This is a genomic window from Streptomyces sp. IBSNAI002, from assembly GCF_052244475.1.
GTDB lineage: Bacteria > Actinomycetota > Actinomycetes > Streptomycetales > Streptomycetaceae > Streptomyces.
The window spans coordinates 780,716-794,720 of record NZ_JBQPXG010000002.1 but is presented as its reverse complement, the minus strand read 5'-3'; the positions used below and the strand labels follow the sequence as shown (position 1 = coordinate 794,720).

Here is a 14,005-nt window from a genome sequence, read left to right as displayed (position 1 = left end):
CTCACCACGCCACGGGCAGCTCGACCATGCCCTGGATGGTGTCGCCGGGCTTGAAGGGGATCCCGTCCGGGTCGGCGGCCAGCCGCAGCCCGGGCAGCCGCTCGAACAGCGTGCCCAGCGCGATCTCCATCTCCGCGCGGGCCAGGTTCTGCCCGAGGCACTGGTGGATGCCGAAACCGAAGGCCACGTGGTGCCGGGAGGGCCGGTGCCAGTCCAGTGCGTCCGGGTCCTCGAAGACGGAGTCGTCACGGTTGATCACCGAGGTGGAGAAGACCACCCCGTCCTCCGCGCGCACCGTGACCCCGCCGATCTCGATGTCCTCGGTCGCGACCCGCAGCATGCCGTCCGCGATCGACAGGAACCGCATCAGCTCCTCCACGGCCGAGGACATCAGCGTCGGGTCCGCGCGCAGCTCGGCCAGCTGCCCGGGGTGGCGCAGCAGGGTGAAGGTGCCCAGCGAGATCATGTTGGCGGTGGTCTCGTGCCCCGCGATCAGCAGGATCGCGGCGAGGTCGGCCAGTTCCCCGACGCCGATCTCGCCGGGCTCCAGGCGCTGCGCGATCAGCTCGTCGAGCAGCCCGTCCCCGGGCTCCCGGCGCTTGCGCCCGATCAGGCCGACGAGGTACTCGTCGAGCCGGCGGCGGGCGTCCTCCACATCGGCCGGCTCAGGGCCGCGCAGCAGCCGCCGGGACTCGCCCTCGAAGAACTCGTGGTCCTCGTACGGGACTCCGAGCAGGGCGCAGATCACCATCGAGGGCACGGGCAGGGCGAACGCGGAGACCAGCTCCGCCCGCGGGCCCGCCGCGACCATGTCGTCGATCAGCCGGTCCACCGTCTGCTGGATGCGCGGCCGCAGGGCCGCGGTCCGCTTCAGGGTGAAGGAGGGGATCAGCATCCGGCGCTGGGTGTTGTGCTCGGGATCGTCGAACCCGAGCAGTGCGGCGCGCCGGTTCTGGAGGCCCTTGAACCGCCGGCTGGGCGTGGGGAAACCCGCGTTGCGGCGGTCGGTGGAGAGCCGGCCGTCGGCCAGCAGGGTGCGGGCCTCGGCGAGCCCGGTGACCACCCATACGGAGCGGCCGTCGAAGAGGGTGGCGCGGGAGAGCGGCCGGCTCTCCCGCAGGGGTTCATAGGCGGTCGGCGGGTGGTAGGGGCAGGTTCGGTCCTGGGGGAAGGCAACGGTCTCTGACGTGAAGGACATGAGCACCTCGCGAGCGATGGTTCCGTTGTGCCGGATCCATTACATGCCTGAGGCACCTATCCCACCTATGCCACTTTCGGCCAGATCACCCGAGTTCGCCCACAGGGCCCATTCGGCGGCCCGGACAGCTCAGAGATGGGCGTCCAGGAAGACCCGGAACTCCTCGCGGGTCATGGGCCCGGCCTGGCTCGCCACCGCCTCGCCGTCCTTGACGAGCACGGCGGTCGGCGCGCCGGTCACACCGAAACGCCTGGTCGGCCCCGGGCAGCGGGTGATGTCCGTACGGACGGCGGTGAGCCGCGCCCCGTACTCCTCGGCCAGCTCGCCGACGACCGCGTCCATCGCGCGGCACGCCTCCAGGGCCTTCGGCCAGGTCCCGCAGAAATAGGCGAGAACCGGCCCCTGCGCCATGGACAGGATGAAGTCGAACTCCTCGTCCTCCCGTGGCTGGTGTACCCGACGTGCCATGCCTGCCGCTCCTCGCTCCCGGGCCGCCCTGACCAGGGCCGCGGCCCCCATCATCGCCGCTGCGCGCGGCGGCCGATTGTCAGTGGTGCCTGTGAAGCTGTACGGCATGGACGACAGGATGCTCCGGCGCCGGGTCTACGGCGCCGACCACGAAGACCCGGACCCCGGCCCGCGCCCCGGGCACGTCTACGGCGAGCTCGTGGGCGGCCCCCTCGACGGGCTGCTGCTCGACGTCACCGGCTGGAGCGTCCGGCAGCTCGCCGAAGAGGCCCGGCTGCCCACGGAGATAGGGCGGTACGGGGCGGGCGGCCGCGCGCACTACCGCCGCCGGGCCGCGGACCCCGGGCACTGGGACTGGGTGGGGGACAGCCGCTGACCGGCCGGGCCGCCCACCACCGGCCACCGGCCGCCGGAGTCGGCGATCATGGACCTTGGCGGCAGCCCGGCGCGGTCCGGGGGCCCGCCGACACGGCTCCGGTGGCCGGTCCCGAAGATTCTTTGAAGAATTCTCCGGAGAGCTGTCGATCCGGGCGTCTCCCGTTCGACGCAGGGGTGAGAGGCAGGGAAAGCCCCCGCCCTCCCGACCGAGGAGTCACCATGCCGCGCTTCCTGACGATGATCCGCATCAACGAGCAGAACCTGCCCCCCGAGGAGTTCCCGGCCGACTTCCAGCAGCGGATGGGCGCCCTGTACGAGGAGATCACCAAGGCCGGGGTCATGCTCGACACCGCCGGCCTGCTCCCCACCTCCGAAGGCACCCGCCTCACCTGGTCCGGCGGGAAGATCAGCTACACCGACGGTCCCTTCACGGAGACCAAGGAGGTAGTCGGCGGCTACTCCCTGTCCCAGTGCAAGGACAAGGCCGAGGCCATCGAGTGGACCAAGCGGTTCCTGGAGATCCACCCGGCCGAGTGGAACGTCAGCGCCGAGGTCCGGGAGATCCAGGAGATGTGACCCGCGCCGCGTTTGCCCTGCCTCGTCACGGCTGCTCTGATGGGTGGCCGTGACGGCAGTGAGTGCGGCCCAGGCGGTCGAAACGGTGTTCAGGATCGAGTCGGCGCGGATCATCGCCGGCGTCGCCCGTATCGTCCGGGACGTCGGCATCGCCGAGGAACTCGCCCAGGACGCCCTCGTCGCCGCGCTCGAACAGTGGCCCGCGTCAGGCGTCCCGGACCGGCCGGGCGCCTGGCTCATGGCCACCGCCAAACACCGCGCGATCGACCTCGTCCGCCGCAAGGAGACGTACGCGCGCAAACTCGCGGAGGTCGGCCGGACCCTGGAGGACACGGCGCCGCCCGCCGAACCGGCCGAACTCGCCGACCCCGAGCGCATCGACGACGACCTGCTGCGGCTGATCTTCACCGCCTGCCACCCGGTCCTCGCGACCGAGGCCCGGATCGCCCTCACCCTGCGCCTGATGGGCGGCCTGACGACCCAGGAGATCGCCCGCGCCTTCCTCGCGTCCGAGTCCGCCGTGGCCCAGCGCATCGTCCGGGCGAAGCGGACCCTGGCCACCGCGGGGGTGCCCTTCGAAGTCCCGTACGGAGCCGACCGCGAGGCACGGCTGGCGTCGGTCCTCGAGGTCATCTACCTCGTGTTCAACGAGGGTTACTCGGCCACCGCGGGCGAGGACCTGGTCCGCCCCGCCCTCTGCGAGGACGCGCTGCGACTGGCCCGCGTCCTGGCGGGCCTGATGCCCAAGGAGCCCGAAGTGCACGGCCTCGCCGCGCTGCTGGAGTTCCAGGCGTCCCGGACGGCCACCCGTACCGGACCCGACGGGGAACCGGTCCTGCTCGCCGACCAGGACCGGTCCCGGTGGAACCGCCTGCTCATCCTCCGGGGCATCGAGGCCATGCGGCACGCCGGCAGCGGCCCCTACTCCGTCCAGGCCGCGATCGCCGGCTGCCACGCGGCCGCCGTCCGCTACGAGGACACCGACTGGACGGCGATCGCCACCCTGTACGGGCGGCTCGTCGCACTGATCCCGTCCCCGGTGGTGGAGCTCAACCGGGCGGTCGCCGTCTCGATGGCCCAGGGACCGGAGGCCGCGCTGCCGCTCGTCGACGCCCTCGCGCGGGAGCCGGCCCTGCGCTCCTACCACCTGCTGCCGAGCGTGCGGGGGGACCTGCTGGAGCGGCTCGGCCGGCCCGCGGAGGCCCGCGCGGAGTTCGAACGGGCGGCCTCGCTCACCCGCAACGAGAGCGAACGCGCCCTGCTCCGGCGGCGCGCGGAACGGCTCTGACCCCCGAAACCCTCCGGGACGGGAACGGCCGTCGGCCGGGCTGTCCGGGACCGCACTCTTGTGCCCTCGGACCGGACCGGGGAATCTGGGGCGCCCCCACGCCCGGTCGACGAAAGGTCAGGTGTACCGGAGATGACCGCCACCAGACGCGCAGCTAGGCTGCTGCCCTGCGCCGCCCTGCTCGCCGCCGCCCTCCTGCCGATCGCCCCCCTCGCCACCGCCGCCTCCGCGGCCCCCGCACCCGGAACTTCCGCCGCTCCGGCCGGGAAGTTACAGCTCGCCGGCCCCGCCGAGACGGCGGTCCCGGACGGCTGGATCGTCGTACTGAAGGAGCCCGCCGCCGGTACCCGGACCCTCCCCGACCTCCTGGCGAAGGCGGACGGGGCCCGGCTCGGGCACGTCTACACCTCCGCGCTCCACGGATTCTCCGCGCGGATGGACCGGAACCGGGCGGCCCGGCTCGCCGCCGACCCGCGCGTGGCCCGCGTCCAGCAGGACACCACGCTCACCCTGGACGCCACGGCCCCCACGGCCCCCACCGGCCCGGCGGCCGAACAGCCGGGCGCCCCCTGGGGGCTGGACCGCATCGACCAGCGCACCCTCCCGCTGTCCACCGGCTACACCTACCGGACCACCGCCCCCGGCGTCCGCGTGTACGTCATCGACACCGGACTGCGCACCACGCACACGCAGTTCGGCGGCCGGGCCTCCGTCGGCACCGACACCGTCGGCGACGGCCAGAACGGCAACGACTGCAACGGCCACGGCACCCACGTCGGCGGGATCGTCGCGGGCTCGACCTACGGAGTGGCCAAGGAGGCCCGGCTGGTCGCCGTCCGCGTCCTGAACTGCCAGGGTTCCGCCAGCACGTCGGGGGTCATCGCGGGCGTCGACTGGGTGACCGCGAACGCGGTCCGCCCCGCCGTCGCGAACATGAGCCTGGGCGGGGCCGCCAGCTCCGCCCTCGACGCCGCCGTCCGGGGCTCCATCCGCGCCGGGATCACCTACACCGCCGCGGCCGGCGGCTCCGCCCGGCCCGACGGGGCCTGCGCGACCTCGCCCGCGCGGCTCCCCGAGATCATCACCGTCGCGGCGAGCGACAGCCTCGACCGCCGGGCCTCCTCCTCCAACCACGGCCAGTGCGTGGCCCTGTTCGCGCCCGGCGTGGCCATCCCGTCCGCCTGGAAGGACGGCGACACCGCCACGGCCACCCTCAGCGGCACCTCGGCGGCCACCGCCCACACCGCCGGAGCCGCCGCCCTCCACCTGGCCTTCCGGCCCGCCGACACCCCCGCGCAGGTCAAGCAGGCCCTCGTGGTGAACGCCACCGCCGGAGTCCTCCAGGGCAGCCCGCCCGTCGCCCCGAACCGGCTCCTCTACACCCTCTACCGGCCGTAGCGGACGGCCACGTCGAGCGGCGTCCGCCCGGGTCGGCGCGGCGCGGTCAGCGCGACGGGCCGGCGGAAGCCGCCCGAGCGGGCGATCTGCCGGACCGTCAGGCACAGCGCCTCCTGGAAGGCGCCCATGGTCCGGCGGGCCGCCGGAGTGTCGACGTACAGCGAGTTCATGTGCAGCCCGTCGGCGTCCCGCTGGAACCACGAACAGGCGCCGTTGGCGCGCGCCGACCACACGTGGGTCGAGGGCCGCCACTCGTCGTGCCGCTCGGCGCCCTGACACCGCCGCATGTCGATGTACGAGAAGAAGTTCACCGGGTACGGCCAGGAGCGGGCGGCGAACTCCTCGGGGGCGAGCAGCTCCCAGGCCCGCACGAACGGTACGTCGATGTGGCTGATCATCTCGCCGAACCCGGCCCGGACCCCCGCCATCACCTGGGCGAAGTCCCGGCCGGGGGAGGCGTCGAACTCGATGGGCATGGTGTTGACGAACCAGCCCACCGAATTCCCCCAGCCCTCGCGGCCGCGCTCGCTCACCGGCATCAGACCCCGGTAGACGCCCGGTCCGCCGGCCTCGCGCAGGCAGACGGCGACGGAGGCGAGCACCCCCATGAAGGGCTTCCCGCCGACCGTCAGGCAGGTCTTCTCGAAGACCTCCGCCTCGGCTGCGTCCAGCAGCGTGGAGGCCTCGTTGACGATCGGGTACATCCGGTCCGGCTCCACACCGAGGTCGAGCGGGAAGCGGGGGAAGAACTCACCGCCGCGGGCGATGAACTCCTTCCAGTAGTCCAGACGTTCGTCGCACGCGTCGATGGACAGGTACCGGCGGCGCTGCTCGTCGGCGAAGTCGAGATAGCTGGGCGCGGCCGACGGCAGCCCGCTGTCCTCGCCGCGGCACAGGGCCTCGTACTCCGTCAGCACCTCGTGGACGACGATCGGCATCGACATGCCGTCGCACACGATGTGGTCGAAGGCCAGGTAGACCGTCGCGGAGTCCTCGCGCAGCACCGCGCCCATCACGAACAGAGGCCAGGACAGCGTGTCGATGCTCCGCGTGAACCGCTCGACGAGGAAGTCCCGCAGCGCCCCGGAGGTCTCGAAGGTGTCCACGGTCTCGGCGTCGAGGGCGAGTTCGGCCGGGTCGAACGGTTCGCAGGCCAGCTCCCCGGCCAGCCGACGGAAGGCGCACCTCAGCACCTCGTGCCGCTGCACGAACGCCAGCAGTGCCCGGGCCAGGGCCGGTTCGTCCAGTCGCCCGGCCACCTCGAACGTGACCGCGATCCACGACGCCACGGGGTCGTCGGCGGCCCGGCTCTCCTCGGCCACGGTGAAGTGCTTCTCCTGGTTGAACGAGGCCCTCCTGCCCGGCTCGTCGTCCGGCCCGCAGGCCTCCACGACCCCGGACCTCAGCCGCCATTCGACCACCCGACCGGGTGCCACGTGGTGCATCTCCAGAGGAAACTGCCGCATTCCGTTCATCCCTTCGCCCCCGAGTCAACCCCGAGGCCCTAACGACCCCCAGGGCGCGAAGGTGACGAAATCGGCGACGGGCGTACCTCAGTCCCCGTCCGTGTCGGAGTCGTCGCGGCGCACCTCGATGTGGTCGGCGGCCAGGTCCACGGCCACGCGCTGCTCCATGCCGAGGGCCTCCAGGAACTTGTGCGGCAGCTGGACGCGGCCGGTGCGGTCCAGCATCACGTACTCCCGTTCGCTCACCGACTGTGCGCCGTGCTCGTCGGTCACGGTGCGGCGCAGCACCTCGCTGCTGGTGCGTCCGTCGCGGATGGCCACCGTACGGCGGACCTCCCCGGCGACGAGCGGATCGTGGGTCACGATGACCACGGTGGCGCCCAGTTCCCGGTTCACCGTGCGGAAGGCCTCGAAGATCGCGGCGCCGGTCTCGGAATCCAGTTCGCCGGTCGGCTCGTCGGCGAGCAGGACCGCGGGGTCGTTGGCCATGGCCACGGCGATGGCCACCCGCTGCTGCTGGCCTCCGGAGAGCTCGGCCGGCCGGCGGGCCGAGAGGTCGGATATCTCCAGGGCCTCGAGGAGTTCGCCGACCCGGGCCGCGCGGCGCTTGGCGGCGCCCCTGGGAACGCGGCCCCTCAGCTGCATGGGCAGGGCGATGTTCTCGGCGGCCGTCAGGAACGGCATCAGGTTGCGTGCCGTCTGCTGCCAGACGAAGCCCACCGCCTCCCTGCGGTAGCGCAGCCGCTCCTTGGCCGACATCTCCAGCAGGTCGTAGCCCCCGACGGTGGCGGTCCCCGCCGTGGGGACGTCCAGCCCGGCCAGGATGTTCAGCAGCGTGGACTTGCCGCTGCCGGAGGCTCCGACCAGCGCCACCAGATCGCCCTGCGCCACGGTCAGTTCGAGCCCCTGCAACGCCTGAACCTCCACCCCGTCGGTGCTGAAGATGCGCACCAGACGGTCGCAGGCGATGGCCGTGTCCGCCCCGGTGGTACGGGGCGCGGCGGCGGCCAGCGCCTGCCGGCGCAGCTCTTCGTAGGTCGGCTGCTCGGTGTTCACCGCTGGTCTCCCGCTCTCAGCTCGGTGGAGATCTGTCGTCTGCCGGATATCGCCGCCTCGGCGAGCACGGCCGCGGCGACCAGGGCCGCCAGGCCCAGCGCCTGCGTCAGCACGGGCCGCGCCGTGAACCGCAGCCCGGCCGGCACCTGCGCGCCGACCAGCGCGGACAGGTCCACCGCCGGGCCGAGCAGGGCCACGGCAGCCGCCGCGACCAGCCCGCCGCCGACCGCTGCGACCAGCGCCTGCGGCAAGGACTCGGCGAGGATCAGCGCCACGCCCTGCCGGGGACGCAGGCCCATGGTGCGCAGCCGGGCGAGCAGCGCGGCGCGGTCGGGCGCGGCCCGCATCAGCGTGAGCAGGACGGCCAGCAGGGCGAACCCGGCGGCTCCCGCGACCGCCGCCCAGAACAGGCGTCCGGCCGAATGCTGGAGCGGGTCGGCGCCGAGCTTGGCGACGGCGTCGGCGCTGGTCCGCACCAGGACGTGCTCGGCGGCCGCGGCCGGAGTGCCCGCCCGGACCACCTGCCGCAGCCGGTCCGCGTCCAGGGCTCCGGTGCCGAACCAGCGGTTGGGGCTGGAGACTCGGGGCGTCAGCGCCACGGTCGGATCCGCCGGCAGGACCAGCGTGCCGGCTCCGCCGCCCGACAGCGCGGGCGTGCCGTCGACCACGGCAGCGGCCCTGACCTGGAGTTCCTCCCCGCGAACCCGCAGCCGGTAGGCCCGGTCCCCGGCCTGTGAGACCACGTCGCTGCTGAACAGCGCGGGCACCGGCTCCCCGGGGCCGCCCGCGGCGAGCAGCGCCGGATCGAAGCCGCCGCGCCCGACCGTGCGGGCCAGCGCCGCGTACGCCACCGGGTCGACGACGACCACCGTCACCTGCGGGGAGCCCCGGTCGGTGCCGAAGACGAACGCGTCCTCCTCCACCCAGGCGGCGACCGACGTCCCTACCCCGGGCAGCTCGCTCGCGGCCCGGATGAGCTCGGGCGTCAGGACGTCGCCCAGGGGAGCGGCGATCTGGGCGTCGCCGCCGACGGCCTGCCGGGCCACCTGGAGCCGGGCGGCGTCCACCGAGCCCAGCACCGTGGCACCGAAGCCGCCCGTGGTGACGGCGAGCAGCAGGGCGATCAGCGGCAGTACGGAGGGCCGTCCGCGGCCGCTGCCCCGGGCGGCGCGCGCCAGCCCGAGGAAGCCGACCAGGCCGGGACGCCGTCCGGCCGCCCCGGCCAGCGCCCCGACGAGGGCCGGCTGGAGCCGGGCGAGCAGCAGCGCCCCGGACAGCGCGAGCAGCAGCGGGGCGGCCACCAGCAGCGGATCGAGTCCGGCGGAGGTGACGACACCGCGACGGCGCACCTCGACCACGGCCGCGGCGGTCGCGGCGAGGACCAGCAGCTCGCCGATGAGACGGCGCCGGGGGCTCGGCGGGCGCGGCGCCGACAGCAGCACGAAGGCCCGTACGGGGAAGGCCAGCAGCGCGAGCAGCGTCACGGCGGCCGCGGCGGTCAGCGAGGCCGCCGGCCGGGGGGCCGGCAGCAGCCGGAGGGCGAGCCAGGTGGCGAGGGCGGCGGCCGGCAGCACGGTGAGCGCGCCCTCCGCGAGCAGCCGGCGCACCAGGGAGCGGCGCGATCCGCCGCGGGCCGACAGCAGCCGCAGCTCGGCCTCGCGCCGGTCGCCGGTGAGCGCGGCGGCCAGGCAGAACACCACGGCGGCCACCCCGGCGACACCGGCCGGACCGATCGCGGCGAGCGGTGCGACGCCCTGCTGCCGGGCCTCGGCCTGCGCGAACAGTTCGGGAAGGCGGGAGCGGATGCGCAGGTCGGGCCGTTCGACGGCGAGGGACAGCTCGGACGCGGTGCGGCCGGTGACGAAGGCGGCGATCTCCCGCGAGACGCCGGGCAGCAGGTCGGCCCGCAGGACACCGGTGTCCACCGGGAGCCGCCAGAAGTACTCGATGCCCTCGCCCCAGGGCGCGATGCGGTCGAGCCCGTCCGCGCCGACGACTGCGGAGGTCTGCCAGAACACCTTCGGCAGGGTGTCGCGGGTGCGCGTCTCACAGGCCTTGGTCAGGCACGGCAGGTCGGTCCAGTAGACGTCTTCGGGGTCGGCGGCGTCGTAGAGCCCGACGACCTCGGCCCGCTGCGCGCCGGAGATCCCCGGCGCGGACTCCAGCACGGTGCCCAGCGGAGCCCTGAGGGTCTCGGAGGCACTGCGCGACAGGGCCACCGGGAGCGGGCCGCCCGGCTCGCCGCCGTCCGGCCACCGGCCGGCCACCAGCGTGGTGTGCGCGGCGGCCTCGGGGAGGTGGGTCAGCGAGAGCTGTGGATCGATCCCCTCGGGCCGGGCCAGGCCCGGGTTGGCCAGGGCGCGCGGCTTCACCCCGACCGCCCCGTGCACGGAACCGCTCGGGGCGATGCGGAAGGCACCGCCGGTGCGTGCGGCCAGGGCGGCCCGTACGGAGTCCAGGTCCTGCGGGGTCATCGGCCCGCCGCGGCCGGTGGCGGAGGCGAACAGGCTGGTCGGTCCGGGGCCCTGGTCGTGCAGGAAGGAGCGCAGCGCCTGGTCGGCGCCGCGGTCCACGGCCCGCGGCAGGGCGGCCGCCAGCAGCACCGCGACGAAGGCGAGGGCGGCGCCGAGCAGTACGGTCAGCGGCGCCGCGCGCAGCCGGGTCCGCACCCAGGGCGCGGGGCGAAGTGCCCGCTCCTCGGCGGTGATCGGGGCCGGGCGGGTCACATCTCCTCCAAGAGGCGCAGCCGGTGGGCGGCGCCCCGGGCGGTCCGGTCGCGGCGGCCGCCGATCACGGCCGACAGCAGGGGCACCGCGGCGATCGCGGCGGCCATCAGCAGGGTCTGGACGGTCGGCAGGTCCACGAGGACCTCCGGTACGGGCCGCCGCGCGGCCGGCGTCAGCACCACCAGCGGCACCACCAGGTGCACGATGGCCGCGCCCAGCCCCAGCCCGACGGCGGTCCCGAGGCCGACCAGGACGCCGTTCTCGGCGGCGGCCGTGCGGCCGAGGCCGCGGCGGGGCGCGCCCAGCGCGGTCAGCACCGCGAACTCCCGGGCCCGCTCCCGCCCGGCCGCCGCGGCGGACGCTCCGAAGCCGATGGCGGCCAGCACCGCGCAGGCCACCGCGAGGGCGGCGAGCGCGCTCTGCGGGCCGGCGCTCAGCGGGTCCTCCAGCAGGGCGCCGGCCACCTCCTCGCGCAGCTCCGCCCGTTGCGTACCGGCCCCGGCCCGCAGCTCGGCGGCGGCCGCCGCCGGGGCCGCGTCCCCGGACGAGGCGGCGGGCAGCCACCACTCGTCGGGCGGTGGCAGCTCCCGCGCGGTGTCGGCCGCCAGCAGCCGCCCGGCGGTGGCCAGGTCGACGGCGAGGGCGGTGTCCCCGGCCACCGGCAGCGAGCCGACGGCCGCGGTGATCCGCACGGGCACGGTGGCCCCGCCCAGCGGCACGGGGACCAGGTCGCCGACGGCCGCCCCGACGGCGGAGAGGTAGCCGCGGGTGGCGATCCCGGGCACCTCGGCGGCGGGCGCGGGCCCCGGCAGCATCCCGAGCTGCACACCGCCGGCGGTGTCCGGGCCGCCGCGGTAGCGCACCCGGAGCAGCGCCGCGCCGCCCGGGGCGCCCTGCGCGGGCAGGAGTTCCGCGGCGGGGGCGGCGCCGGACAGGGCCGGCGGCTTCAGGGTCCAGGCCGGCGGGGTCGCGGGCAGCGGCACCGGTACGGCCGCCCCGCCCGGGGCCGAGGCGACCGCGAGGCGGCGTACGGTCAGCTCGCCGGGCAGCTCGGGCCCGCCGGTCCCGGGCCCCTCGAGGCCGCGGCCCGGACCGGCTTCGAGCCCGTACGAGAGCACCAGCCCGGCCAGGCTCAGTGGCGCGGCGGCGGATCCGAGCGGGGCTCCGGCCAGCGCGTCGAGGTCCACAGAGAGGGTGGCTTCCCCGGTGTCGGGGAGCTGGAGCATGGGCGAGCGGTAGGTCGTGCCGAACCGGTCGCGCAGCAGCAGTCCCAGACCGGGACGGCCTCCGGCCCGGGGGGTCCGGGCGGTCACGTCGAGGTCCAGCCGGCGCGGGTGTCCCGGGAGTTCGATGGCGCCGCCCGCCGGGCCGGCGGCGGCGAGCGGGGTGAACAGTTCGCGCATGGACCGCCCGTCCCGCAGGTCGGCGCGGAGCGGCACCCGTTCGGCCACACCGGCGGCGTCCAGCGCGAGCACCTGCGCGGGCCGCCCGCCGGGCAGCTCCTGCACGGCGCGGACCACCGGGATGACCCGTTCCCCGCCGGGCAGTGCGGCATAGCGGCCGCCCCGGCCGAGCGGGGCGATCTCGCTGCCGGAGATCCGCAGGCCACCGGCGGTGGCGAACGCGGCCTGGTCGCGCTGGGAGGCGGTCCAGGCGGTGTGCTGGCCGAGCGCCAGGACCCCGCTGGACACGGCGAGGACGAGCAGGAGCACCGGACCGGTGGCCCGCCTCGGCCGCCGCGCGAGCTGCCAGCCGACCAGGGCGGGGCCGAGCCCCCGGCCGCGAGCCGCCAGCCGTCCGCCCAGCCGGGCGGCGAACGGCAGCACCCGCAGCACCAGCAGGGTGCCCGCGCACAGGGCCAGGGTCGGCGCGGCCACCAGCACCGGGTCGACGCCGAGCCCGCCGGAGGACGGTGCCTGCGGTTCGTGCCCGGCGCCGCTGTACCGGGCGAGCTGCTGGTAGGCCAGGACGGCGAGGGCCACCAGAGCCAGGTCCGCGCCGGACCGGGCGGCCCCGGCGACCAGGGCCTGGCGGCGGCCGCTGCGGCGCAGGGCGGCGGCCCCCGCACCGCGCAGGGCGGCGGGCAGCGCGGTCAGCGCCACGCACCCGAGGGCGCAGGCGGCCGCGACGGGCCACAGCAGCCAGGAGCCGGAGGTGTTCAGCGGCACCCGCGACAGCGGGCCGAAGCCGCTCAGGAACCCGAGCAGGGGAGGGGTGAGCAGGGGGGCCAGGACCGCGGCGGGCAGGGCCAGGAGCAGCGATCCGGCGGCGCCGAGCGCGCCCAGCCGTCCGCGTGAGGCGCCGCGCGCGGTGAGCAGGACCCGCTCGGGCTCCTGGCGGTCCGTCAGCAGCTGGGAGACCAGCAGCAGGGCCGCCGCGGCGAGGACGGCCAGCTGGAGCGCCCCGACCAGGAGCGAGGACCGGGCGACGAGCTGCCCGGACTCCAGCTCGCCCAGCAGCTGCGGGAGCTCGGTCCTGACCTGGAACCCGGCGGGTGCCTCGGCGGCCGCCGCGCCCGGCGGGCCGCCGGCCGGCACCGCCGCGCGCTCGCGCAGGGCCCGGGCCTCGGCGGGGCCCACCGTGGAGAAGTCGGGGGACAGCAGCGAGGCGCGGCTGTTCTGCGGGATCCCGCCCGCCGTGAAGGCGGTGTCGTCGACGAGCAGCGGTCCGTAGGTGGTGAAACCGCCGACCTGGAGGGCGCGGCCGCCGAGCGGGTCGAGCCGCCAGTACGGGTCCTCAGGGTCCGCCGCCCGGTACACGCCGGTGACCCGGACGGTCAGCGGGGCGCCGCCGTACCGGTCGGCCAGCGCCACCTCGGCGGGCAGCGCGGCCTCCGCCAGCCCCAGCCGGACCAGCGCCGCCCGGGGCACGGCCACCGACGGCGCGGACGCGCCGTCCGCGGCCTGCGGCCACTGGCCCGCGAGCAGGTCCACGCGCCCCCGGTCCAAGGAGGCGAGCAGGGTCAGATCGGCCTGCCTGCCCGGGGCGGCGGCCCCCGGCAGGCCGTACGGCCGGCTGCGCGCCAGGCTCTCGACGCCGACGGGGAGCCGGCCGAACAGCCGTTCCGCGAAGCTCCGTACGGCCGCGTCGTCCTGGGCCCGGGCGGTCACCGGGTGTTCGGCGGTGACCAGCACGGTGGCCCGGTCCCGGCCCGGGCCCTGGAGCGCCTGGCGCAGCCCGGCCTCGCCCACACCACGGGTGAAGGCGAACAGCGCCGTCAGCACGGTGGTGGTGATCAGTACGGTGAGCAGCACGGCGGCGGCGAGCGGCAGTCGCCCGCGCAGCCGGCGCACGACGAAGCCGAGCATGTGCCTTGTTCCTCCCCCGTCCGGACCGCTGGCACCGGATAGCGGACGATGCTGTCAGATTCGAACGCGCAGTGGAAGGGACTTGCGCGAAGGATGAGACGGATGAGCAAATTCGAGCAGGAGGGGCCCGGGGCGGCGTCTCC

10 protein-coding genes are annotated in these 14,005 nt (G+C 75.5%); 4 read left to right on the top strand and 6 right to left on the bottom strand.

Annotated elements, in window-relative coordinates; genetic code table 11:
* Window position 1: 1 nt before the first annotated feature.
* Both ACTVZO_RS03945 and ACTVZO_RS03940 read right to left on the bottom strand, forming a co-directional pair.
* Entirely contained in the window at window positions 2-1,198 is a 1,197-nt protein-coding gene (locus ACTVZO_RS03945; protein WP_443297001.1) for a cytochrome P450, read from the bottom strand.
* 129 nt (window positions 1,199-1,327) lie between these two features.
* Entirely contained in the window at window positions 1,328-1,666 is a 339-nt protein-coding gene (locus ACTVZO_RS03940; RefSeq protein ID WP_443297000.1) for a thioredoxin family protein, read from the bottom strand.
* A gap of 106 nt (window positions 1,667-1,772) precedes the next feature.
* Here ACTVZO_RS03940 and ACTVZO_RS03935 point away from each other — a divergent pair, with 106 nt between their 5' ends.
* From ACTVZO_RS03935 to ACTVZO_RS03920, 4 genes are all read left to right on the top strand, one after another.
* Entirely contained in the window at window positions 1,773-2,042 is a 270-nt protein-coding gene (locus ACTVZO_RS03935; protein ID WP_443296999.1) for a hypothetical protein, read from the top strand.
* A 221-nt stretch (window positions 2,043-2,263) separates the two neighbouring features.
* Window positions 2,264-2,620: a YciI family protein gene (locus ACTVZO_RS03930; RefSeq protein WP_443296998.1), complete on the top strand. Its 357-nt coding sequence runs from the start codon at window positions 2,264-2,266 to the stop codon at window positions 2,618-2,620.
* A gap of 58 nt (window positions 2,621-2,678) precedes the next feature.
* Complete coding sequence (locus ACTVZO_RS03925) at window positions 2,679-3,908, top strand: RNA polymerase sigma factor (RefSeq protein WP_443303039.1); 1,230 nt, start codon at window positions 2,679-2,681, stop codon at window positions 3,906-3,908.
* Window positions 3,909-4,040: 132 nt separating this feature from the next.
* On the top strand, window positions 4,041-5,306 hold the full coding sequence (locus ACTVZO_RS03920; RefSeq protein ID WP_443296997.1) for a S8 family peptidase: 1,266 nt from the start codon (window positions 4,041-4,043) through the stop codon (window positions 5,304-5,306).
* Here ACTVZO_RS03920 and ACTVZO_RS03915 read toward each other — a convergent pair.
* The 4 genes from ACTVZO_RS03915 to ACTVZO_RS03900 all read right to left on the bottom strand — a co-directional run bounded on the left by ACTVZO_RS03915 (window position 5,294) and on the right by ACTVZO_RS03900 (window position 13,862).
* Window positions 5,294-6,772 carry a condensation domain-containing protein gene (locus ACTVZO_RS03915; protein ID WP_443296996.1) on the bottom strand — a complete coding sequence of 493 codons (1,479 nt, stop codon included), beginning with the start codon at window positions 6,770-6,772 and terminating at the stop codon, window positions 5,294-5,296. The two genes, ACTVZO_RS03920 and ACTVZO_RS03915, sit on opposite strands and share 13 nt — an antisense overlap.
* Window positions 6,773-6,859: 87 nt before the next feature.
* A complete protein-coding gene (locus tag ACTVZO_RS03910) occupies window positions 6,860-7,828 on the bottom strand; it encodes an ABC transporter ATP-binding protein (RefSeq protein WP_443296995.1) in 969 nt (322 codons plus the stop codon).
* Window positions 7,825-10,554 carry a hypothetical protein gene (locus ACTVZO_RS03905; protein ID WP_443296994.1) on the bottom strand — a complete coding sequence of 910 codons (2,730 nt, stop codon included), beginning with the start codon at window positions 10,552-10,554 and terminating at the stop codon, window positions 7,825-7,827. Before ACTVZO_RS03905 ends, ACTVZO_RS03910 begins: the two co-directional genes overlap by 4 nt.
* Window positions 10,551-13,862 (bottom strand): FtsX-like permease family protein, encoded by a 3,312-nt coding sequence (locus ACTVZO_RS03900; RefSeq protein ID WP_443296993.1) that lies wholly within the window; start codon window positions 13,860-13,862, stop codon window positions 10,551-10,553. The genes ACTVZO_RS03905 and ACTVZO_RS03900 overlap by 4 nt, the downstream gene beginning before the upstream one ends.
* Window positions 13,863-14,005: the final 143 nt, after the last annotated feature.